Origin of the sequence: Streptomyces sp. NPDC096310, assembly GCF_044763125.1 — a bacterium.
Taxonomy (GTDB): domain Bacteria; phylum Actinomycetota; class Actinomycetes; order Streptomycetales; family Streptomycetaceae; genus Streptomyces.
This window is the reverse complement of the sequence record NZ_JBIWFO010000001.1, coordinates 815333-837459: the sequence shown is the minus strand read 5'-3', so window position 1 is coordinate 837459 and position 22127 is coordinate 815333. Positions and strand designations below refer to the sequence as shown.

The window sequence follows — 22127 nt, the reverse complement described above, 5'->3', positions numbered from 1 at the left end:
GTTCGTCCCTTCGGTCGTGGTGGACGGGTACGGCGCTCCGCGGGGCTCAGCCCTTGAGGGCGCCGGACATGAAGCCCCGTATGTAGTGCCGTTGGAGCAGCAGGAACAGCAGCAGGCAGGGCACGGCGAGGACCACCACGCCCGCCTCGGTGGCGCCGTAGTCGACGGCGCCCATGCTCTGCTGGCGCAGGTTCGCGACGGCCAGCGGCAGCGGTGCCTTCGCACTGTCCGAGATGAGGATCAGTGGGGCGATGAAGTCGTTCCAGGCGGCGAGGAACGCGAAGAGCCCGACGGTGATCAGCCCCGGCCGTACCGCCGGGAGCAGGACGCGGCGCAGCGCGCCCGCCGTGCCACAGCCGTCGACGAGCGCGGACTCCTCCAGTTCCCGGGGCACCGCCTCGAAGGAGATCCGCATCATGAAGGTGGCGAACGGCAGTTGGAACATGGCCAGCACCAGGCTCAGCCCGATCAGCGAGTTCTGCAGATGGAGTCGGCCGAGCAGGACGTAGAGCGGGATGAGGAGGGTGGCGTAGGGGACCATGAGGATGGCCAGGGTGAGCAGGAACAGCGGGTTCTTGCCGGGAAAGTCGAACCGGGCGAAGGCATAGCCGCCCAGCAGGGAAACCCCCAGGGTCAGGGCGACGGTCAGCGCGGAGACGACGGTGCTGTTGAGGAGGTACCGCCACAGGCCGGCGTCGTACTCCAGCAGCGTGCGGTAGTTGCCGAGACCGTGGCCGGATTCCTGCGCGGTGCCGGGCCGGCCACTGACGGACGCCCAGGCGTTCCACAACAGCGGGAAGAGGAAGATGACGGCCAGTCCCCCGGCGAGAACGTAGTAGGGCGTACGGCCGAGGGTACGGGTCAGCACGGTGGTCTCCCTTCCCCTGAGGTACGCCATGAGAACGGCCTCATGACTCGTCGGCGCGGCGCAGACCGCGGAACTGGGCGGCGTTGAGCAGGAGCAGTACGGCCAGCACGATGACCGAGAGGGCCGCCGCGGTGCCCAGGTTCAGCCGCTGGAACGCCTCGCGGTAGATCAACTGGACGACGGTGACGGTGCTGTTGTCCGGTCCGCCCTTGGTGAGGATGAAGAACTGGTCGAAGGCGAGCAGCGATCCGGTCACACACAGCAGGAGGGTCAGGGCGAGGGACGGCCGCAGCAGCGGCAGTGTGATGGCGCGGAAGATCTGGCCGCTTCCGGCGCCGTCCATCCGCGCCGCCTCGAACACCTCCTGGGGGATGCGCTGGAGCCCCACGAGGAGGATCAGCATGTAGAAGCCGGCGAACTTCCAGACGATGAGGAACACGGTCGACAGCAGGGCCGAGGTCGGGGTGGAGAGGAAGGAGACCGGGTCGTCGACGAGACCGAGCGTTTCCAGGATGTCGCCGAGCGGACCGGTGGTGGGGCTGTAGAGGCCCCAGAACAGCAGCGAGGCGGAGGCCAGTCCGAGGACGCTGGGCAGGAAGTAGACCGTACGGAAGAAGCCCGCGCCGGGCCGGGACTCCTGTACGAGCAGGGCGAGGAGGAGCGCCAGTCCGAGGAGGGCGACGGTGACGATCACGGTGTAGAGGAGGGTGAAGCGGACGGCGGGCCAGAACAGGGTGGTGCCGATGGCGTCGGTGTAGTTCTCGGGGGCGTTGACGCCCCGGTTCCCGGCGAGCAGCGGCCAGTCGCTGAGGGACATCTGCCCGACGAGCAGCAGCGGCAGCAGGAAGAAGACCATGACGAACAGGGCCGTGGGGGCCGCGTAGGCAAGGCCCTTCACTCTGCGGGACCGCCACCGGGGCGGGGTCGCGCGGGCCGGAGCGGCCCGACGGCCCGCCGTCCTGGCCCGGTCCTCGGCCGCGACCGGCCCGGCCGCCTTCAGATGCATGGCTCTCCTCTGCCTGCCGTCCGCCGTGTGCCGTGTGTTGTGCGTTGCGTGCGGTGTTGTGTGGTGAGAGGGGCGGGTGGCCGCTCAGTCGGCGAGGGACGCGGTGACCGCCTCGTTGTCCCGGTCGACGGAGGACCCGTCGCCGAAGACGGCCTGGCGCATCAGGGTCAGCCAGGGCCCGTTGGGGTCGTTGAAGGTCTGGCCGAACTTCGGTGCGTACGGGGTCCGCCCCCGCGCCACGAGTTTGTTGATGGTCACCAGACGCGGGTCGGCGGCGGAGTGCTCGTTGGAGGCGAGATCGGTGCGCGCCACGACGTCCTTGTGCGCGGCGACCACGTCGACCTGCGCCGTGTCGCCCAGGGACCAGGCGAGGAAGTTCCACGCCTGGTCGGGCGAGCCGCTGGTGGCGGAGATGCCGATGGCGTCACCGCCGACGAACGTGGACGCGCCGCCGTCCGGCCCGGGGATGGGTGCGACGCCGAGGTCGAGGTCCTGGGGCATCAGCCCGAGGGTGGTCGAGGGCATGGGCATGACGCCGACCTGTCCCTTCGGGAAGAGCCCCGTCCAGGTGGTGCCCGTCTCCTCGCGTGCGCCGGGGGCCACGATGCCGTCCTCGACCCAGCCGCGGTAGGTCGCGTAGACCTTCTTCGCGGTGGCGGAGGCGAGGGACGCACCGGTGCCCTCCTTGTTGAGCACCTCCTCGCCTGCGGCCCAGATCGACGGCCACCAGGTGAAGACTCCGCAGCCGCCGCAGTTGCCGCCGAAGAAGGTGCCGTTGACACCGTCGCCCAGCGCGTCCACGGCGCGCGCCTGCCGGTCCCACTCGCCCAGGGTGGTGGGCGGGGCGTCGGGGTCGAGCCCGGCCCGCCGGTAGAGCTCCTTGTTGTAGAAGAGCACCGAGAGGTCGAGGGTGTGCGGCACGACGTACTTCTTCTCCTCGTACGTGCCGGCCTTGATGTGCGACTGCGCCAGGTGCTCGGCGAAGGGCAGGGCGCCGATGCGTTCGGTGAGGTCGGCGAAGAGCCCGCTGGAGGTGTAGTTGGGGACGAACACCACGTCGGAGGCGAACAGGTCGGGGAGGTCCCGGGATCCGGCGGCCGCACCGACCTTGGCCTGGTAGTCGTCGGTGGGGACGACGGTCAGCTCGATCTTGTTCCGGTGGCTCGCGTTGTACGCCTTGACCAGGCCCTCGCTCTGCGGCCGGGTCGCCGCACGCGTCCACATCGTCAGGGTGGTGCCGTCGTCGGCGCCCTTGGCGTCCGGCGTGCCGCCTCCGCCCGTGCCGTCGCCCCCGGAGCCGCAGGCCGTGACCAGGCTCGCGGCGGCCAGCAGCGCGACAGCGCGGATGAGGAGGCGGTGGATCCGTCCAGGTGGTCCGGTGGTGCTTCTCATGTCGATCCCCCTCGGGTGGCGGCGGGCCGAACGAAAAGGCTTTCAGAAAGCTAGAACTCGGTTCGGTGCCCGTCAATCCCCTTGCGGGGAAAGGATGTGACGCCCCGCCGAAACCTCCGGCGGCTCTCGGGGGCGCACCTTGACCGAAAGTTCTCGCGTACGGTTTTACCCGCGACGTGCCGCTTCGACGGTCCCGGCACGCGACGCGAGACAGGAGAACCTCCATGGCACGGGCCACCAACCCCTCTCGTTCGCAGCCCGCCACCCTCAACGATGTCGCCCGGCTGGCGGGCGTGTCCGTGGCCACCGCGTCGAAGGCCCTCAACGGCCGCAGCCAGGTGCGCGCCGAGACCCGGCAGCGGGTGATGGACGCGGCCGAGCGTCTGTCGTTCCGGCCCAACCAGTTGGCGCGCGGTCTGCTGGCGGGGCGCACCGGCACGGTCGGTCTGCTCACCAGCGACCTGGAGGGCCGGTTCAGCATTCCGATCCTCATGGGTGCCGAGGACGCCTTCGGGGCGGGTGAGGTCGCCGTGTTCCTCTGTGACGCGCGGGGGGACGCGATCCGCGAGCAGCACCATGTGCGCGCCCTGCTCGGCCGCCGGGTCGACGGCCTGATCGTGGTGGGCAGCCGGACCGATCCGCGGCCGTCCCTCGGCCCCGAGCTGCCCGTCCCCGTCGTCTACGCGTATGCCCCTTCGGACGATCCGGCGGATCTGTCCATCGTCCCCGACAGCGTGGGCGGCGGCCGGCTCGCGGTCGGCCATCTGCTCGCCTGCGGCCGTACCCGTATCGCGCACATCACCGGCGACCCCGGGTATCTCGCCGCGCGGGAGCGGGCCGACGGCGCGCTGGCCGCGCTCGCCGACGCCGGCCTCGCCCCGGTCGGCGAGCCGCGGTTCGGGGTGTGGTCGGAGGGCTGGGGGCGGGCGGCCACCGCGATGCTGCTCGACCAGCACCCGGAGGTGGACGCCGTCCTGTGCGGCAGCGACCAGATCGCCCGCGGCGTGATGGACGTCCTGCGCGAGCGCGGCCACCGGGTGCCGGAGGACGTGGCGGTCATGGGCTTCGACAACTGGCAGGTCCTGACCTCCGCCTCGCGCCCACCGCTGACCAGCGTCGACATGAACCTCGAACAGGTCGGACGGGCCGCCGCGCAGGCCCTGTTCGGCGCGATCGCCGGGGGGCGGCGCTCGGGCACCGAGCCCCTGCCCGGCCGGGTGGTGATCCGGGGGTCCACGGCGCCGCTGTCCTGAAAGCGGCGGTCGGCGCCGCCGGGCCCCGTGCACCGCCCTTGACACCTCAAGATCCCGGACCTACGTTGCGAAAACCTTTCAGGTCGTTTCAGTACGTCTCGGAGACGCGGCGAAGCCCTCCCCTGTCCGACCCTCTTCCTCGCTCTCCGGCGCTTCCACGTGTGGCTTTTGTCAGGAGCACCACATAGCCGGCGGTGAGCACGCCGGCGACCTCGCGAGCAGACGCTCGCTGTCAACTGGATAGGGAGCATCCGATGAGAAGACGACGGACGGAGCCCCCGGGAGGGGGCGTCAGCAACGCTCTGCGCCACTTCGCGCCACCCCGGGCCGGCCAGGCCGGGCGTGGCCGCGGCGGGCCTCCGGGAACGGCGGGCCCTGCCATGAAGCGCCTGGTCGTCGCACTGGTGCTGCTCGCCTGTTCCCTCCTCGCCGCACCCCCGGCCCACGCCGACCAGACCATCGGGTTCCCCACCTTCGGCGGACCCGCGATCCCGGCCCCGCCCGCCGCCTACACACCGGGCGACATGATGCGGACCATGTACGACGCGGAGAGTTCGGGGACCGACTTCTGGATGGACCGCCTGCTGGCCCGCTCCGGAAACGACCCGGCCGGCCCCTGGCTGATGAGCCGTGGCCGCGCGCTCTTCATGAAGACGCACAACCCGGCGGTGCTCGGCTTCGGCGGACACGTCGCCTACTGGGAGAGCGTCAACGACAACAACGCCTATACCGTGGCGATCACTCCGGGCACCTTCACGGAGCAGGTCTCCCAGCGCCGGCAGATGCCCAGCCACTGGACGAGCGTGCACACCAGCGGCTCGATCACGGTCAACCAGACCAAGTTCATCACCGACAACAACGTCGCGGTGACCAACCTGTCGATCAGGAACAACGGCTCCGCCGCCACCACACTGCAGTTACGGGCGACCTCGCCGTACGCCACGACCGGCAGCGGCAGCGAGTTGACCGGGCAGGTCAACGCCTACAACAACCTCACGACCCTGCGCCCGCGGCTCACCGGTGACGGCTTCACCGCCACCGGCGGCGCACTGGGCCGGTCCGTGACGATCGCGGCCGGGGCCACGGCGACCGCCAAGGTCGTGATGGGCTTCGTCACCGACGAGATCCCCGCGTCGCTCACCGAGTACAACGCCTACGCGGGCTACTCCAACGCGACCGCGTTCGCCACCCACGTCAGGGCCTACAACCTGTGGTGGGCGCGGAACGTGCCCTACATCGACGTGCCCGAACCGGCGATCAAGAAGAACATCTACTACCGCTGGTGGCTGATGCGCTTCAACAACCTCGACGCCGACATCCCCGGGCAGACCTTCCAGTTCCCGACGTCCACCGAAGGCGTCCTCGGGTACAACAACGCGATCGCCCTCACCCAGCCCATGCACATCGACGACCTCAAGTATCTGCGCGATCCGTCCTACGCGTACGGGGACTGGCTCAGCGTCGGCCAGGTCTCCAAGGGCGGGCGGTTCCTCGACAACCCGGGCGACCCGGAGAACTGGTCCAACAGCTACACCCAGTACATCGCCGAGGCCGCGTGGAAGAGCTACCAGATCCACGGCGGTCAGCCGGGCATCGCCGCCAATCTCGCCCACTACGCGGAGGGCGACGTCAAGGGCCAGCTCGCCCACTACGACCACGACAACAACAAGCTCATCGAGTACGACTGGGGCGCCCTGACCGGCAACGACGCCGACGCCGTCTCCTTCCACTGGAAGCCCGGCACCATGGACCGCGCCGAGTCCGCGTACCAGTACAGCGGCGCGCTCGCCGCGGCGCAGGCGTACGAGGCGACCGGCAACACGGCCAAGGCCACCGAGATGCGTACGCTCGCGACGCAGATCAAGGACGCCATCGTCAACGTGCTCTGGAACCCGAACCGGCAGCTCTTCGAGCACCGGCTGAAGTCGACCAACGAATGGGTGCCCTGGAAGGAGATCAACAACTACTACCCGTTCTCGGTCGGGGCGGTCCCCGACACCGCGACCTACAAGCAGGCACTGCGGCTGTTCGACGACCCGGCCCAGTACCCCGTCTTCCCCTTCTACACGGCCAACCAGGTCGACAAGAAGGCGGCGGCCGACGCCGGGAACCCGGGCTCCAACAACTTCTCCACGATCAACTCCACCGTGCAGTTCCGCCTCTACTCCTCGGTGCTGCGCAACTACCCCAACGCGTGGATGAACGCGACGGACTACAAGAAGCTCCTCTACTGGAACACCTGGGCGCAGTACGTCGGCGGCAACACCCAGTGGCCGGACGCCAACGAGTTCTGGGCCGACTGGAACGGCAGCAGCGTCAACTACCGTTCCTGGATCCACCACAACATCCTCGGCAGCAGCAACTGGACCGTGATCGAGGATGTCGCGGGGCTGCGGCCGCGCAGCGACGCGAAGGTCGAACTCTCCCCGATCAACATCGGGTGGAGCCACTTCACCGTCAACAACCTCCGCTACCGGGGGGCCGATCTGTCCATCGTCTGGGACGACCCGGCCGACGGGGTGCAGCGTTACCCCGGCGTCCCCGAGGGCTACTCGATCTACATCAACGGGAACCGCGCCGCCACCGTCAGCTCGCTGACGCCCTTCACCTGGGACCCGGCCACCGGCGAGGTCACCACCAGCGGAACGGTCACGTACCGGGCGCCCGTCGCCGGTCTGCGCGCGCCCAACCAGGTCGTGCAGAACAGCCCCAGGATGGTCGACATGCTCGCCAAGGCCGGGGTCGACCTCACCGCCGACCTGCCCAACCTGGCCTCCGGGGCGACGGTGTCCGCCTCCTCCACCGGATCGGGCAGCAACGCCTCCGGCGCGGTCGACGGGTACCCCACCAATGAGCCGTTCTGGGGCGCCGCCAACTCCTCCAACGGGCAGGACTGGTACGAGCTGGACTTCGGCACGGCCCGCACCCTGGACGAGGTGCGGCTGTACTTCAAGGACAGCCGCCCGGCGAGCGCCGTCCACCGGGCGCCGTCCGCGTACACCGTCCAGTACGACAACGGCGGTTCGTGGGTGAACGTACCCGGCCAGACCAGAAGTCCGGAGGCACCGCGGGCCAACTACAACCTGGTGCGGTTCCCGGCGGTCAGCGCCCAGCGGATACGGATCCTGGTCACCCACGCCTCCGGGACGAGGACAGGTCTCACCGAGGTCAAGGTCCACCGCCGGAGCGGCGTCCAGCCCTCGGCCGGACCCCTCGCGGCAACGGCGTACGCACCCACCCACCGATGAAGGACGTGCCTCAGTGACCCGTTCCAGATTCCTGTCCGCGCTTGTCGCCGTACTCACCATGGTGGTCGCCCTCCTGGTGGCGCCACCCGCGTCCTCCGCCCTCGCGGGGACCGACGGGCCGCCCGGATCCGCCCGTGGCGGCACGGTCCAGGGCACGTTCACCAACCCGCTCTCCCAGCACGGGCCCGACCCCTGGCTCACGTACCACAACGGTTTCTACTACCTCGCCACCACGACCTGGAACTCGACGGTCACGATGCGCAGGTCCGCCACCCTGGCGGGGCTCGCCACCGCCACCGATCAGGTGATCTTCCGCCTCTCCCGGCCCAACGGCGCGGGCACGATGTGGGCCCCGGAGTTCCATCTGCTGGACGGCCCCAGCGGGAAGCGGTGGTACTTCTACTACACGGCCGGCCGGGAACCGTACGACCTGGGCACCCAGCGGATCCATGTACTGGAGAGCGCCGGCCAGGACCCGATGGGTCCCTACAGCTTCAAGGCCGATCTGCTCGACCCGACGCAGGACAACACCTGGGAGCTGGACCCGAGCATCCTGCAACTGGGCGGCAAGCTCTACCTCCTCGGCACCTACTACAACGGCTCGCAGCCGATGTTCATCCGCCCGCTGTCGAACCCGTGGACCGCGAGCGGCACCCGGCGGCTGCTGTCCACCCTGACCTACGGCTGGGAGACGGTGGGCGGCGCGGTCAACGAGGGCGGCGAGGTCCTCCAGCGGGGCGGCAAGACCTTCATCGTCTACTCCGCCAGTCACTGCTCCACGCCCGACTACAAACTGGGGATGCTCACCTACAACGGCGGTGATCCGCTCAGCTCGTCGTCCTGGGTCAAATCGCCGAACCCGGTCTTCCAGCGGTCCAACGCCAACGGGGTGTACGGCCCCGGCCACAACGGCTTCTTCAAGTCGCCCGACGGGACCGAGGACTGGATGGTCTACCACGCCAACGCCACGGCCGGCGGCGGCTGCGACATGAACCGCACCACCCGAGCGCAGAAGTTCACCTGGAACGCCGACGGCACACCGAACTTCGGCACGCCGGTCGCTCTCGGCGCCACGCTGACCGCCCCCTCGGGCGAGTAGCCGGACCACCCCGTGGGCGACGGGACGGCTCCTCGTCGCTCACGGGGTACGGCACAGGGCACGGTCGACGAGGCCGCGCAATGCCTCTTCCTGCCGGGCCGCGGCCTGCGGGTCCGCGGCCCGGCTGTGCGCGGAGACGGTGACACCGCGCCGGCCGTCCGTGGTGATCGCGGCCCGGACGACATATCCGAAGCCGTTTCCGCCGTGCCCCAGATATCCACCGCCGCAGGACAGCGGGGTGAGGAACAGCCCGAGACCGTCCCGGGTACCGGCCGGGTGACCGCTGTCCCGCGGCACCGGGACGGTGGTGCGCATGGCGGCGAGTTCGGCGGGCTTCAGCAGCCGTCCACCGACCAGCGCGGTGAAGAAACGGTTGACGTCGCGGGCCGTGCCGGTCATCGAGCCGTCCGCCCCGCTGTCCATGGGGCGGTAGGGGATCGTGGTGTCGGTCATCGGGCCGTCCGCGGTGAACTGCTGGTAGTTGGCGGCGTGCGGATACGGCAGAAAGGGCTGGGTGCCGGGGGTGTCGGTCCGCCGCAGACCGAGCGGGCGCAGGATACGGGCGCGGACCTGCTGTTCCCAGGAGTGACCGGTGATCTTCTCGATGATCATTCCGGCGAGTACGTAGTTGGTGTTGGAGTACGCCCAGCGGGTGCCCGCCGGGAAGTCCGGCGCATGGCGCACGGCCAGCGCGACCAGCTCCCGCGGCTGGAAGGCGCGCCACCGCTGGGCGAAGTAGGTCTCGGCGCCGGGGTCCGGGAAGACGTCGTCGATGTAGTCGTGGAGGCCACTCGTGTGCCGCAGCAGGTCCCGGACGGTGATGGTCCTGCCGTCGTTCCCGGCGCCGGACACGACCCCGGGCAGCACCTGCTCCACGGTCCGGTCCAGCGAGATCCGCTTCTCTCCCACCAGTTGCAGCAGGACGGTGGCGACATACGTCTTGGTGACACTGCCCAGACGCAGATACCCGTCCTGCGGAACCGGGCGACCGGTGGCCAGGTCCGCCACCCCGGAGCGGGCCGTGACGGTCCCCCGCGGGGTCTCCACACGGACCGCGACACCGGTGACCCCGGCAGCGCGCAGCGCGTCGGCGTCACGCTGCACCGACCAACCGGCACCGGAGGGGCGCGGCGCGGCCGAGGCCACGGCCGGGGGCAGGGAGGACACGGCGAGGGCCAGCGCCACCCCTGACCACCACGAACGGCGAATTGTCATGCCGCGACCCTAGAAACAGCGGAACACCACCGGCCATCCGGGAAACGCCCGGCCGCAACGGGTGCCAGCCGGATGGACAACATGACCAGGCACCTGCATGGCCACCATGCCGGGCAGCGGCACGGTCACCGTCCACGCAGGTCGCGGGGTTCGCCCCGGCCGCGCTGTGGCGCCGGCGCTCCGGCGCGCAGCACCGCGGCGCCCAGCGGTGTGAGGGTGTGCAGCACCGATGCGGCGTGCCGGTGGGAGGTGAGGAGGCCGGCGCGCCGCAGGGTCGCGGCGTGCTGGCTCGCGGAGGACACGGAGACCCCTGCCGCGCGGGCGAGTTCGCCCGTGGTGGCTCCCGAGGTGACGGCGCGCAGGACACCGGCCCGGGTGCGGCCGAGCAGGGCGGCCAGGGGTGCGCCGGAGCCGAAATCCTCCGGGAGCGCGGAAGGGTGGGGTTCACCGTTGAGCGGGTAGAGCAGCACGGGGTCGAGCGCTGTGCTGCGGAGGGCCACCGGGGTTCCCCAGCAGAAGTAGGACGGAATCAGCAGGAGCCCCCGGCCGCCGAGGCGCAGATCGCGCTCCTCCGGATAGTTCGCGCACAGGACCGGCCGGCGCCATCGCAGCGCGGGCCCGAGGTTCTGGAGAATGCCTTCGGCTCCGGTGCTGAGGACGGCGCGGGCCCGGGTGGCCCGTTCGGCGTCGACGCGTCCCTGCATGCGCTCGCCGTAGGGGGCGATGGCGATGTCGTGGTAGGTGCGCAGTGCCCGGACCAGTTCCTTGCGGAAGTCCGGTTCGGCCAGCCGGGGAGCCCAGGCGGGAGCGGAGCGGGTGCGGTCGAGGATGCCCACCTCGTGCAGCACCCTGCGCGTGGGGGTGTTCAGGACGGCTTCGAGCCCCGCGTCGAGTCCGTCGGCGGCTTCGGCGGGGGTGAGGAAATCGGGGAAGTAGGCGGCGCGCGGGACCAGGGGTAAGAGGAACGTGCTCAACGTACGGCTGAACCCCTTGGCGTGCACTCGGGTTCGGGTGGTGCGAAACCAGTCGGCGTGGGCCCAGCGTCCTTGCCTGGTCTGGAGACGGTGCAGGCTCATGCAGATCTCCCACATCGGATCGGGCGCGGCGCCGATACGTGTGCGCGTCAGGTCGGTGTCGGTGAAGTGGATGCGGAGCATTCAGTTCTCCTCTGTGGCCCGGGCTTTTCAGGCAGAGTCACAGACTCTGGCCCACCATGCTCGCGTCAGGGATGCTCGGGTTCAACGCGGCGCGAGGGAAGACCTCCCTGCCGCACCGCCCGCTCGGTACGACCGGTCCGCGGACCCACGAAGAGCGTTCCCGCTCTCCGTGCCGGTGTCCGTACGGCGCCGGCGTGCGTGTCCCCCGCCACTCCCACGAAGGGAAGCACCATGGCTCTGCGATCCACCCTCACCACCCTCGCGACAACAGCGCTCCTGGGCGCCGCACTCGCGGTCGCCCCGACCGCGCAGGCCCAGGAAGCGCCCACGGCCCCGGCGTCGGCCCAGGCCGTCGCGGTGTCCCTGGCCGCGGGTGAGGCCACCGGCTTCAGCACGCCGCCCGGTGATGTCGGCACCCGGGCGTACTCCGACTGCACGAGCGGTTATATCTGCTTCTTCTCCGGGACGGGCGGCACGGGCTCGAAGTGCCAGTGGAGCTCCGCTCTCGTACCGCGGGCCCGCGAGGAATGTTCCTGGATGAACAACGGCTCGAACGCCAAGTCCGTGTACAACCGCACGAGTTACCGCTACCACTACTACCGGGCCTTCAACTACGCGGACCGCATCGGCAGCACGCTCTCGGGCGGCCAGGGCAACCTCGCCGGCACCTACAACATCGGCTCCCTCTGCCGCCACAACGCCGGCGGCTGCCCCAACTGACCGGTGCTCCAGCAGGTTCGCCATGGGCGGGGCGGCTTCGGTGCGGTGCGACACCACCGACCCGCCCATGGCTCCCGCGCCGTTGGCTCAGTCGGGCAGGCGGTCGAGGACCCACTCCCCGAGTTCGGCCGTCATACCGGCGTGCGGATCATTGCTGCCGGAGAGCACGTAGTCGTCGAGCTCGGACTCGTCCGGGGGCAGCTCGTCGAGGTTGGCGTACAGGTCCTCCTGCCTGTCCAGGTCGCGGATGGCGACCGCGCTCACCGAGGGCACGAAGCACACGGAGCGGTGGGCCGTGTCCACGCTCTCACCGGAGGCGGCGAGAGCGTCGCCGAGGATGCCGAACGCCTCAAGGGTCCCGCCCGGCGCCCCGTCCAGCTCGGCCATACCGCTCGTGGTGATCGCGTGCGGGCCTCCGAGGACGCCGCTCAGTACGGCCGCCTCCGCGTCGCCCTGTGACTGGCCGAGGAAGTACGTACCGTCGAAGAGCGGACCGGCACAGGTCAGCGCCTTCTCCCCGGCCCGCACACCGTTGCCCACGCCGTCGCCGCGTCCGCTGGACACCCCGAGCAGCCTCGGGATACGGGGCCACGAACCGACCCGCTGGAGCTCCTTCTTGAACTCGGTCCGCAGCGGGCTCTCCTGAGGTGTGCCCTTCACGCCGTCCAGGTACCGCCAGAGCGTCTGCTGCGCGGCCGGGCTGCCGATCTGCCGCAGATAGGTGTCGTCGCCGGTCTGGGCGAGATAGTGCGCGAACGCCTGCAGCCCGAGCGGCACCCACGCCCCCCGGTGCGGGCTGTCGAAGGACAGATGCACGCCGGTGCGGTGGTCCATGCGCTGCGTTTCCAGCTTCGCCAGCGCGTACCGGGTGACAAGGCCGCCCATGCTGAACCCGCCGACGAGGAGCCGGTTGTCGCCGAGTTGCTCGGCGCTGGTCCGCAGGATCGCGGCGGTCACCGTCTCGGAGTTCCGCAGGATCGACTCGCTGCGCTCGTCGAACCCGACGAGGACCAGCGTACGGGCCCGGCGCCGCAGCTCGCTGACGAACGGGTACCGCCCGTTCTCCAGCCCGTCCCAGAGCCGGTCGAAGTCGGTCGGCCCGAGGTTGAACCCGTCGGCCAGGATGACCGGCCGGACCACTCCGGTCTCCCCCTGCCCGTAGTACACCCTGGCGCTGCCGCCCGGCAGTTGCCACTCCTCGTCGGCGGCGGGCGCCTGGGGCGCCGCCGGCCTGCCCAGCGCGGTCACGAGCCCGATCGACCCGGCGGCTTTCCTGGCTGTCTCGGTCCTGCTGTCGGCCACTGATGTCCCTTTCCGTACTGCTGTAAAAGATCAAGGGACATGATCGGCTCGGAAACCTCGTCCTGACGTATATCCGCCCGGACTTCACCACATCGGGTGGTTCCGCACGCCCAGGGACCGTCCCGCACACGGACGTTCGGCGGCCGGCCCGGACCTGGCGTCCGGCGGGACGTACCGGGCCGAAGGAGCGCCTGACCGTCTCCGAGACGTGTCTCGGCATGCTCCACTCCCGGCATCCTCCACGACCTTCGCGTGCACGCGGTCCCGTCGGGCACTCCCGGCTGCGCTCCCGCACAGCGGTGCCCCAACCGGCCGCCGACCGCCGAGGCGGGTCGCCCTCAGCGGCAGGATTCACGAAGGGGGACGTCGAGTGCGATCCCGTCGGCCCGGCGATCGCGTTGCGGTACACGGGTCCCGGGGAAGCCCGGCGTCCGCCAGGCGATGCCGTCGGACAGGACGGCGAACGCCTCGTAGCCGTCGAGGGACGCCACCCAGTCGCGGGCCAAGTCCCCCATGGCGAAGGCGGCGGTGGCGTACGCGTCGGTCAGGGTCAGCCCGGGGCCGGTGAGTGTGACGGAGGCGGGGCCCGGGGCGGGTGCGCCGGTGTGCGGGTCGACGATGTGGGCGCCTCGTTCCGCCGTGCCCGAGGTGGCGACGGCCAGGTCGCGGCCGGTGACGACCGCGCACAGCGCGCCCGGCCGCAGCGGATGGGCGATGCCGACACTCCACGGTCTGCCGGGTGCCGCCTCGCCCCTGAGCCGGAGGTCGCCGCCGCCGTTGACACAGGTGTTACGGGCACCCGCGTCGTCCAGGATGCGCGAGGCGTGCTCGATCGACCAGCCCTTGACCAGACCGGAGGGGTCGAGCCCGCCGCCCGGCCGGTGGCTGAACCAGCCGCCGCTGACCCGTGCGGCGCCTTCGCAGAGGGCGAGGACGTCCCGTACCTCCCGCGAGCAGTCGGCCGGTCGGGTCTCGCCGCGCGCCAGACGGCTGACGGCGCTGTCGGGCCGGTACGGGGAGTACTCGGCGTCGACGTGGTGCAGCCAGGCCACGGCCTCCCGCAGGGCCGCGCCGATCGCCGGGGTGCGGGGGTCGCGGATGTCGAAGGAGAAGACGGTCCCCATCACGTGCTCGACATGGCGCAGTCCGCGCGGGGTGTCAGACACCGGCGCGGTCCAGCGCGCTCTGCAGGGACCGGATGTAGCCCTGGCTGGTGTAACTGGCGCCGGAGACCGCGTCGATGTGCGCGCTGTGCGCCCCCAGTGCCTCCTGTGTCAGTTGGGGCACGGCGTAGTCGGCCAGCTGCCGACTGCGACCGTCACCGGACGGCGTCCGGAGGATCTTGACCGCGGTCAGCCGCCCGTTCCTGAGAGTCGCGGCGACCTGCACCGTGCCGTACCGGGTGGACACGGCATCGCCGGTGTAGGTGCCGCCGGCCGGGGGCGAGCCGCCCGGTGATGGCGACGCCGTGCTCCGCGACGGGGGCGCGGTGGGCGCCGGGGGTACGCCGCCGGCCAGAACGGCGGTGTGGTGCGGCTTCAGCGAGAGCAGCAGAACGACGACGGCGCTGGTCGACGCGGCGGCCAGCACGGCTCGGCGGACGGGTGCGGACACGGTGGGGCTCCTCAGAAGGCGAACGACTCGTGGTGGATGTGGCGGCGCGGCACGCCGGCCGCGCGCAGGGCGCGCCGGGCGGCGTCGGTCATCCCGGGCGGGCCGCACAGGTACACCTCGTGCGCGGCGAGGTCGGGCACCAGGCGGGCCAGGGCGCGGGCGGTCAGCGGTGAGGATGCCTCGGCGGCCCCGCCGGCCACGTAGTGCACGACGGCGCCCCGGGCGGCGGCGATCGCGTCGAGTTCGCCGCGCAGCGCAAGATCCTCCGGGCGGCGGGCCCGGTAGACCAGCGTCACCTCGCCCGGCAGGGTCTCGAAGAGCGCCCGCAGCGGGGTGATCCCGACGCCGCCCGCCAGCAGCAGCACCTTGGGCGACCGGCGCCGCGCCGCCGTGAAGGCACCGTACGGGCCCTCGGCCCACACCCGGGTGCCCGGCCGGAGCGTGGTGAGGGCGGCACTGTGCCCGCCCGCCGCCTTGACGGTGATCCGCAGTTCGCGGGGGTGCGGCGGGGCGGAGAGCGAGTACGGGTTGGCGGCCCACCACAGGCCGGGAGCCAGGAATCGCCAGCGGAAGAACTGCCCCGGGCGCGCGTTCAGTTCCTCCAGATGTCTGCCGGTCAGATGGACGGAGACGACCCCCGGTGCCTCGTACCGCAGACCGGCGACGCGCAGCCGGTGACGGAGCGCGCGCCGTACGGGGACCACGAAGCGGTACCAGCCGATCAGCGCCGCCACACCGAGGTACAGGGCGTACCAGACCGCTCGGGCGGCGGGGTGGCCGACGAAATCCGCGCCGTTGCCGAGCTGGTGGAAGAAGGCGAGGAAGACCGCCAGGTAGGTCGCGAAGTGGAGGTAGTGCCAGGTCTCGTACCGCATCCTGCGGCGCGCGGCCCGCGCCGAGACGATCCCGGTGGCGACCAGCAGCAGGAAGCCGGCGGTCGCCTTGAGCATGTCCGGATAGTGCAGGACGAGCGTGGACGTCTGGTCCACCACACCGGTGCCCGAGGTCAGCGCGTACCCCCAGATGATCAGCAGCGTGTGGGCGAGCACGAGGGAGACCGTGTACCGGCCGCCCATGGCGTGCCAGCGCGCGAGCCGGTCGCTGCCGACGGTGTGGTCCAGGACGGGAACGCGGGCCATCAGCGCGACCAGTACGGCGCAGGCGTAGCCGGCCAGCAGTCCCGTGATCCGCCCCGCGTCGGTCGACCAGCCTGCCACGCCCACCACGGAGGAGGTGTCGGTCCACCACAGAGCGAGCACCCCGGCGGCACCCACCCAGATGGCGGACCGCGTCAGCAGCGGAACGAGCGAGCGCGGACGGCGTGGACGGGCCGTGCGGCCCGCCGGATGGCGGGTGGGGATCGCCGTACTCATGAGGCCCTCTCCTTCACAGTGAGGGCCAGCGTCACAGTGTGACCTCTGAGAAGCCTCTGAGAACGGCGGCCGGTCCGGTGCCGCCGTCCGTATTCAGAAGAAACTCAGAGCCTGGCCGCCGCCCCGCGCCGTCGCTGGCGAGCGATGCTGGAGCCACCATGAACAGCGACATCTCCCCGCCCCGTCTGTACGGCGCCGACGGCGGCCCCGTCCGGGTGCTCGTCGTCGACGACGAGCCAGACCTCACCGAGGTCCTGTCCGGCGTGCTGTCGGACGAGGGCTGGCAGGTCCGTACGGCCGCCGACGGGGCGAGCGCCGTCGCCGTCGCCCGCGCCTTCCGGCCGCACGCCGTGGTCCTGGACTGGATGCTGCCCGACATGGACGGCCTGCGGGTGCTGCGCGAGCTGCGGGCGGCGAGCGGGGAGCTGGGACATGTGTGTGTGCTCTTCCTCACCGCGCGCGACTCCGTGCAGGACCGTATCGCCGGAATCACGGCCGGCGGCGACGACTATGTGACCAAGCCCTTCAGCCTGGAAGAGGTGCTGGCCCGGCTGCGCGGGCTGCTGCGCAGGGCGGGCATGGCGCGCGAGCCCGGCGCCGGCCGGCCTGACGGCGGCGACCGGCTGGCGGTCGGCGATCTGGTCATGGACGAGGAGGCGCGCGAGGTGACCCGGGGCGGCGCGCTCGTGGAACTGTCCCGTACGGAGTTCGAACTGCTCAGGTTCCTCATGCGTAACCCGCGCCGTGTGATGTCCAAGGCGCAGATCCTCGACCGGGTGTGGTCGTACGACTTCGGCGGCCGCGCGCATGTCGTCGAGCTGTACATCAGCTATCTGCGCAAGAAGGTCGACGCGGGCCGGAGCCCGATGATCCACACCGTGCGCGGGGTGGGTTACGTCCTCAAGCCGGGTGCCTGATGGACGCCGGCGTCCCCGCGAGGGCAGCCGCCCTGGCCCGTCGCCTGCGCCCCCGGACCCTGCGCGGCCAGCTCACCACCGGACTCGTCGTGCTGCTGGCGCTCGCGTGTCTGGCCGTGGGCGTCACGACCGTGCTGGCGCTCGAAGGGTTCCTCGTACGACGGCTGGACCAGCAGCTCACCGCGTCCGGGGGGCGGTTCGCGGCGAGCCTGGAGCACGAGGCCACCCCGGACTCCGACAACCGGCCCGACACCCGGGGCCAGTCGGAGGGCACCTTCGGCGCCCGCCTGCTGCACGGCACGACCACCCAGGCGGCCGTCGTACGGGACCGGACGGACGCCCCGGTGCCGCTCACCGCCGGGGACCGGCGGGCCCTGGTCGGTCTCCCCGTCGACGGGAACGGCCACAGCCGGCGGCTGTCCGCTCTCGGCGCCTACCGGCTCACCGCCGTACGGGGCGACGACCAGGACGTCCTGATCACCGGGCTGCCACTGCGGCCCGTCGAGGAGACGGTGCACCGGCTGGAGGGCGTGGAGGCGGTGGTCTTCGGGGCGGCCCTCGCCGCCACCGGCGTCGTGGGAGCCCTGTGGGTACGGCTCTCCCTGCGGCCCCTGCGCCGGGTCACCGCCACGGCGGCGAGCGTGGCCGAGCGTCCCCTGGCCAGCGGCGACGTCGCCATGCCGGAGCCGGTCCCGGTCACCGACCCCCGGACCGAGGTCGGGCAGGTGGCCACCGCGGTCAACCGCATGCTCGGCCATGTCGGCAGCGCCCTGGAACGCCGCCAGGCCAGTGAGGAACGGCTGCGTCACTTCGCCGCGGACGCCAGCCACGAGCTGCGCACCCCCGTGGCCAACATCCGCGGCCACGCGGAGCTCGCGCTGCGGCACCGCGGCCCCGTACCGCCCGAGGTCCGGCGTGCGGTGGACCGGATCCACGCCGAGTCCCGGCGGATGAGCCGCCTCGTCGACGACCTCCTGCTGCTCGCCCGGATCGACGCGGGGCGCGCCCTGGACCGGGCCCCGGTGGATCTGACGCGGCTCGTCCTGGACGCGACGGAGGACGCGCGGGCCGCGGGCCCCGAGCACCGGTGGCTGCTCGACCTGCCCGAAGAAGCGGTGACGGTCATGGGCGACGAACACCGGCTGCACCAGGCCGTCGGGAACCTCCTCGCCAACGCCCGTACCCACACACCGGACGGCACGGTGGTCACCGTAGGGCTGTCCGCCGAGGAGCCCGGCGTCCGGCTCACGGTCGCCGACAACGGTCCCGGCATCCCCGGGGAGCTTCGGCCCGAGGTGTTCGGCCGCTTCGTCCGCGCGGACCACAGCCGCTCGCGTACGGCGGGCAGCACCGGCCTGGGCCTCGCCATCGTCCACGCGGTGGTGACCGCGCACGACGGCACGGTCGATGTCGAGAGCCGGCCCGGGCGCACGGTCTTCACCGTGGTACTCCCCGCGCCATGGCCGGAGGGGTCTTCGGACCACGCAGAGCGAGCCGACGGGCCGTGCTGATGATCCCGTGGTGGTACGGCACATGAAGCCGCTGGGCGGTGTCCGCCCAGCACTCCGGATCGTCGGCGGAGAGCCGAAACGAGCTGTCGGACGGCTCCGCGACGCGCTTGGTCGAACACGCGCCGACTCGCCCCTCCGGGTTGTCCGCACCCCGAGGGCGGGCTGCCGACGCTCTCGGCGGCTTCTTCTGGAAGCGCGGCTCTCATAGGGCCATGTCGGCGATGTCTTCGATGACCGCTGCTGGTCGGTGACGGCCAACGCGCCGACCACCGCTACGGCGTGGTCGAACCGGGCTGGGCCGTCGGGATCCGGTGGGTGAAGTACAGCGCGAGGAGGGCGCTGAGCGCGAGGGCGGCGAGGGCGGCGCGCAGGCCTTCGATTCTCGCCTCCGCGTTCGCGTCGAGCGCGGCGGACGTCACGTCCTCGCTCGCGCCGGCGTCCTTGAGGACGGACGTGAGCTGGGCGTCCGACAGGAACGGCACACCGCTCCGGAGCTGGGCGTTCGCCTGGTTCTTGACGTCGGACGGGACCGCCGGGTTCTGTTCGATGCTGGTCAGGAACGACGTGGTCAGCGTGGCGATCATGATCGACCCGGCGAGGGCCGTGCCGATCGAGGCCCCGAGATTGGTGACGGAGTTCTGGATGCCGCCGACCTCCGCGCTCTGCTCGTCGGGCACCGCGGACACGGTGACCGCGCCGAGCTGCGAGGCCAGCGCACCCATGCCCAGCCCGATCAGCAGCAGCGGAATCGTGACGATCTCCGCGCCCGCGCCCGCGTCCAGCGCGGCCATCAGGGCCACCGCCCCCGCGAACAGGGAGAGGACCCCGGCCCGCACCACCCGCCGCGGTGAGATGTCCGGGAGAAGACGCGGGATCAGGATCGCGGCGGCCAGCAGCGTCAGCGAGAGGGGCAGAATGCGCACGCCGGTACCGAGCGCGGAGAGACCGAGCGCCACCGACAGATAGAGCGGTACGACGAAGAACACGCCCATCTGTACGAGGTACTGGAAGAAGAACATGGTCAGGCCGCCGGTGAGCTGCTTGTTCTCCAGCAGTGCCGGGTCCACGAGCGGCTCCCTGCCCTGTACGACGAGCCGCGCCTCCCAGCGGAGGAAGGCCCAGAGCAGGAACAGACCCGCCAGCATCAGCCACACGACCGGCGAGACTCCCAGCCACGAGGGCGCGTCGGGTTTCGGCCGGAACCAGCCCCACTGGTCCGAGCGCAGGACACCGAAGACGAAGATCCCGAGCCCCAGGGCGGAGAGCACGACCCCGACGAGATCGATGCGCGGACGTTTGTCGGGCACCGCGTCGGCGACCCGCCGGGCGAGCACCAGGATGCCGAGCACGAGCAGCACCTCACCGGCGAACACCCAGCGCCAGGAGAAGTACGTCGTCGCCACACCCCCGACGAGCGGCCCCACCGCGATCGCCACCGCCCCGGCGGCGGCGACGAGTCCGTAGGCGCCGGGGCGGCGTTCCACAGCGAAGTTCCCGGCGACGAGTGCCACGATCGCGGGCAGGATCAGCGCCGCCCCGACCCCCTCCAGGAACGCCCAGCCGACCAGCAGCACCGGCAGGTTCGGGGCGAGCGCCGTCGTCAGCGACCCGCACCCGTAGATGACACAGCCGATCATGAACGCCCGCTTGCGGCCGATCAGCGCGCCCACCTTGCCGCCGGGGATCATGAGCATCGCCATCACGAGCGTGTACGCGGTGATCGCGCCCTGGATCCCGGTCACGGTGCTGTTCACGTCCTCGGCCACCGTCGCGATCGACACGTTCATGACGGAGCTGTCGAGCGCCATCAGGAACTGTCCTGCCGCGAGTGTCAGCAGGACGGTCCGAGCCGATGCCGAACTCCCGTGCTCGTCCGCTTCGGCGGTCATGTCCGTACCGCCGATCAGCCGGTGGGCGAGGTGTCGCCGACGTCCAGGAATTCGCGGATCGCGAAGCCGACCAGCGTGAGGACCGCCGTCCACACCACGACCACCATGGTCGGGTAGGTCCAGGTGAACAGGACGATCGCCGCGACCACCAGGATGACAGCCCCGATCCAGCGCTTGAAGCGGTGCACGAACCGCCCGACCGGCCCCAGGCGAAGCCCCGCCGACACCGCCACCTCACGCAGAGCGGCAATGCTCCTGCGGCAGCCCGTACGGGTGAGAATGGCGATACGGGACGGACCGGCGAGGAACACGCCGAGAGCGGTGAAGAGAGCGACGGCGCCGAGCGCCCGTACACCGGCGCGCAGGAACGTGACCAGCGCGTCGTACACGGATCCGGCAGCCGCCTGGGACGCCCCGGGCGGCAGATGGTTGAGGTAGACGTCGCGCACGACGGTGAGGGCGATACCGAGAACCAGCATGGCGACGAACACCGCCAGCGCGACCCCGATCAGCGCATGCCGGCGGTTGACCGCCACGTACACCCCGGCGGCGGCGATGAGCAGGGCGATGACGGGCAGCCAGCCGCCGAGGATCTGCAGGACGCGCAGATATGCCTTGATCTTGCCGACATCCTGCGACTCGAACACGACGAAGCTCGTGTGGACGGCCGGGATCTTCGCGGCGGGACCGAAGCCCGCGCTGACCAGGCGATCCTTGACTTTGGCAATGATCGGGGCCACGTCGATGGTGACCTGGTTGTTCTTCACCGAGACCGCGCCGTTCGCCTGCCCGGTCAGGGCCTTGTCGAGAGCGCTGTGCGCCCTGCGGTTGCCGTTCACCCAGACGGTCTGGAAGGCACTGCTGGTGACCACCCGCTCCACCGTTCCGCTGATCAGTTGTTTGAGACCCTGAGTGATCGGCCCGTCCAGGCTGTTCAGCAGCTTCGCCGCCCGGGGCGGGACGCCCTTCTCCGATGCCGCCTTCGACACCTCCCTGACCAGCGCGTCCACATTGATCTGCGCCAGGACCACCGTGGTGACCCGGTGGGTGACGGCCTTCCGCACATCGGGATCCTTGGCCAGCGGGCCGACGGTGGCGACGTAGCGGTCGGTGTCCCGCACGATGCTGTTCGCCCACACCGCCACGACGGACAGCAGCGACAGCAGCGCGGCGAGGAGGATCAAAAGGACCGATCCGAGCGAGCGGAACCGGTGATGGCCCGCCGCCCGCGACCGCCCGCCCTGCTCCAGGACGCTCAACCGGTTTCGCAGTTCGTCCAGTTCTCCGCGCTCCCGGTCCGAGAGCCCGGGGTCGCCATCGTCGCTCATGTACACCAGGAGATCCCCGCGGCAGGGGACGCGCGACCCGGGCGAACCGTGCGTGTGAACGTACGGGCCAACGGCAGGACCCACGGGAACGGGGCGGGAGGACGACCCGCGGGTTCATCGCGACTACGCAGGCGGAAACGTCTTCTGACGAAGTCGACACGGCCGGCGGCGACAAGACGGGATCGGTCCACGGCCGAGTGCGGGTACGGCGCCGTGCGGCAGGATCCGCGGGGCG

17 protein-coding genes are annotated in these 22127 nt (G+C 71.1%); 6 read left to right on the top strand and 11 right to left on the bottom strand.

Translation table 11 applies throughout. The annotated features are described in order from the left end of the window. Positions 1-46: 46 nt before the first annotated feature. The 3 genes from ACIQ7D_RS03370 to ACIQ7D_RS03360 form a co-directional block, all read right to left on the bottom strand. Positions 47-868, bottom strand: coding sequence for a carbohydrate ABC transporter permease (locus ACIQ7D_RS03370; protein ID WP_403933099.1), 822 nt, complete (start codon positions 866-868; stop codon positions 47-49). 40 nt (positions 869-908) lie between these two features. Beyond that, the gene (locus ACIQ7D_RS03365) at positions 909-1874 is read right to left on the bottom strand and encodes a carbohydrate ABC transporter permease (protein ID WP_403933097.1); all 966 of its coding nucleotides are present in this window, start codon (positions 1872-1874) and stop codon (positions 909-911) included. A gap of 84 nt (positions 1875-1958) precedes the next feature. After that, positions 1959-3266, bottom strand: a complete 1308-nt coding sequence (locus tag ACIQ7D_RS03360) for an ABC transporter substrate-binding protein (protein WP_403933095.1) — start codon at positions 3264-3266, stop codon at positions 1959-1961. A gap of 224 nt (positions 3267-3490) precedes the next feature. On the opposite strand from ACIQ7D_RS03360, the gene ACIQ7D_RS03355 reads away from it, so the two are divergent. The 3 genes from ACIQ7D_RS03355 to ACIQ7D_RS03345 all read left to right on the top strand — a co-directional run bounded on the left by ACIQ7D_RS03355 (position 3491) and on the right by ACIQ7D_RS03345 (position 8866). Beyond that, the gene (locus tag ACIQ7D_RS03355; RefSeq protein WP_403933093.1) at positions 3491-4519 is read left to right on the top strand and encodes a LacI family DNA-binding transcriptional regulator; all 1029 of its coding nucleotides are present in this window, start codon (positions 3491-3493) and stop codon (positions 4517-4519) included. A 380-nt stretch (positions 4520-4899) separates the two neighbouring features. Then, entirely contained in the window at positions 4900-7767 is a 2868-nt protein-coding gene (locus ACIQ7D_RS03350) for a discoidin domain-containing protein (RefSeq protein WP_403933091.1), read from the top strand. A gap of 13 nt (positions 7768-7780) precedes the next feature. Further along, positions 7781-8866 carry a family 43 glycosylhydrolase gene (locus tag ACIQ7D_RS03345; protein ID WP_403933089.1) on the top strand — a complete coding sequence of 362 codons (1086 nt, stop codon included), beginning with the start codon at positions 7781-7783 and terminating at the stop codon, positions 8864-8866. A gap of 39 nt (positions 8867-8905) precedes the next feature. On the opposite strand, the gene ACIQ7D_RS03340 is transcribed toward ACIQ7D_RS03345, so the two are convergent. Then, on the bottom strand, positions 8906-10081 hold the full coding sequence (locus tag ACIQ7D_RS03340) for a serine hydrolase domain-containing protein (protein ID WP_403933087.1): 1176 nt from the start codon (positions 10079-10081) through the stop codon (positions 8906-8908). A 125-nt stretch (positions 10082-10206) separates the two neighbouring features. Further along, the gene (locus ACIQ7D_RS03335; protein ID WP_403933085.1) at positions 10207-11238 is read right to left on the bottom strand and encodes an ArsR/SmtB family transcription factor; all 1032 of its coding nucleotides are present in this window, start codon (positions 11236-11238) and stop codon (positions 10207-10209) included. Between the two features lie 231 nt (positions 11239-11469). Between ACIQ7D_RS03335 and ACIQ7D_RS03330 the strand changes: the two genes are divergently transcribed. After that, a complete protein-coding gene (locus ACIQ7D_RS03330) occupies positions 11470-11958 on the top strand; it encodes a peptidase inhibitor family I36 protein (protein ID WP_403933083.1) in 489 nt (162 codons plus the stop codon). Positions 11959-12045: 87 nt separating this feature from the next. Here the strand turns inward: ACIQ7D_RS03330 and ACIQ7D_RS03325 are convergent, their stop codons facing one another. The 4 genes from ACIQ7D_RS03325 to ACIQ7D_RS03310 all read right to left on the bottom strand — a co-directional run bounded on the left by ACIQ7D_RS03325 (position 12046) and on the right by ACIQ7D_RS03310 (position 16247). Then, positions 12046-13260: an esterase/lipase family protein gene (locus ACIQ7D_RS03325; protein ID WP_403933081.1), complete on the bottom strand. Its 1215-nt coding sequence runs from the start codon at positions 13258-13260 to the stop codon at positions 12046-12048. A gap of 338 nt (positions 13261-13598) precedes the next feature. Further along, positions 13599-14426, bottom strand: coding sequence for an FAD:protein FMN transferase (locus ACIQ7D_RS03320; protein WP_403933079.1), 828 nt, complete (start codon positions 14424-14426; stop codon positions 13599-13601). Further along, on the bottom strand, positions 14419-14874 hold the full coding sequence (locus tag ACIQ7D_RS03315; RefSeq protein ID WP_403933078.1) for an FMN-binding protein: 456 nt from the start codon (positions 14872-14874) through the stop codon (positions 14419-14421). Before ACIQ7D_RS03315 ends, ACIQ7D_RS03320 begins: the two co-directional genes overlap by 8 nt. Before the next feature lie 11 nt (positions 14875-14885). Further along, a complete protein-coding gene (locus ACIQ7D_RS03310; RefSeq protein ID WP_403933076.1) occupies positions 14886-16247 on the bottom strand; it encodes a ferric reductase-like transmembrane domain-containing protein in 1362 nt (453 codons plus the stop codon). Between the two features lie 158 nt (positions 16248-16405). On the opposite strand from ACIQ7D_RS03310, the gene ACIQ7D_RS03305 reads away from it, so the two are divergent. Next, positions 16406-17164, top strand: a complete 759-nt coding sequence (locus ACIQ7D_RS03305) for a response regulator transcription factor (protein WP_403933074.1) — start codon at positions 16406-16408, stop codon at positions 17162-17164. Beyond that, on the top strand, positions 17164-18675 hold the full coding sequence (locus ACIQ7D_RS03300) for a sensor histidine kinase (RefSeq protein WP_403933072.1): 1512 nt from the start codon (positions 17164-17166) through the stop codon (positions 18673-18675). Before ACIQ7D_RS03305 ends, ACIQ7D_RS03300 begins: the two co-directional genes overlap by 1 nt. 272 nt (positions 18676-18947) lie before the next feature. On the opposite strand, the gene ACIQ7D_RS03295 is transcribed toward ACIQ7D_RS03300, so the two are convergent. Next, positions 18948-20564: an MFS transporter gene (locus tag ACIQ7D_RS03295; RefSeq protein WP_403933070.1), complete on the bottom strand. Its 1617-nt coding sequence runs from the start codon at positions 20562-20564 to the stop codon at positions 18948-18950. Positions 20565-20578: 14 nt separating this feature from the next. Continuing rightward, on the bottom strand, positions 20579-21892 hold the full coding sequence (locus tag ACIQ7D_RS03290; RefSeq protein WP_403933068.1) for a hypothetical protein: 1314 nt from the start codon (positions 21890-21892) through the stop codon (positions 20579-20581). Between the last annotated feature and the right edge of the window lie 235 nt (positions 21893-22127).

Coding starts and splice junctions, on each gene's coding strand:
- ACIQ7D_RS03365 (WP_403933097.1), bottom strand. CDS start 1,874: ATGCATCTGAAGGCGGCCGGGCCGGTCGCGGCCGAGGACCGGGCCAGG.
- ACIQ7D_RS03300 (WP_403933072.1), top strand. CDS start 17,164: ATGGACGCCGGCGTCCCCGCGAGGGCAGCCGCCCTGGCCCGTCGCCTG.
- ACIQ7D_RS03340 (WP_403933087.1), bottom strand. CDS start 10,081: ATGACAATTCGCCGTTCGTGGTGGTCAGGGGTGGCGCTGGCCCTCGCC.
- ACIQ7D_RS03335 (WP_403933085.1), bottom strand. CDS start 11,238: ATGCTCCGCATCCACTTCACCGACACCGACCTGACGCGCACACGTATC.
- ACIQ7D_RS03305 (WP_403933074.1), top strand. CDS start 16,406: ATGAACAGCGACATCTCCCCGCCCCGTCTGTACGGCGCCGACGGCGGC.
- ACIQ7D_RS03295 (WP_403933070.1), bottom strand. CDS start 20,564: ATGACCGCCGAAGCGGACGAGCACGGGAGTTCGGCATCGGCTCGGACC.
- ACIQ7D_RS03360 (WP_403933095.1), bottom strand. CDS start 3,266: ATGAGAAGCACCACCGGACCACCTGGACGGATCCACCGCCTCCTCATC.
- ACIQ7D_RS03355 (WP_403933093.1), top strand. CDS start 3,491: ATGGCACGGGCCACCAACCCCTCTCGTTCGCAGCCCGCCACCCTCAAC.
- ACIQ7D_RS03310 (WP_403933076.1), bottom strand. CDS start 16,247: ATGAGTACGGCGATCCCCACCCGCCATCCGGCGGGCCGCACGGCCCGT.
- ACIQ7D_RS03290 (WP_403933068.1), bottom strand. CDS start 21,892: ATGAGCGACGATGGCGACCCCGGGCTCTCGGACCGGGAGCGCGGAGAA.
- ACIQ7D_RS03330 (WP_403933083.1), top strand. CDS start 11,470: ATGGCTCTGCGATCCACCCTCACCACCCTCGCGACAACAGCGCTCCTG.
- ACIQ7D_RS03350 (WP_403933091.1), top strand. CDS start 4,900: ATGAAGCGCCTGGTCGTCGCACTGGTGCTGCTCGCCTGTTCCCTCCTC.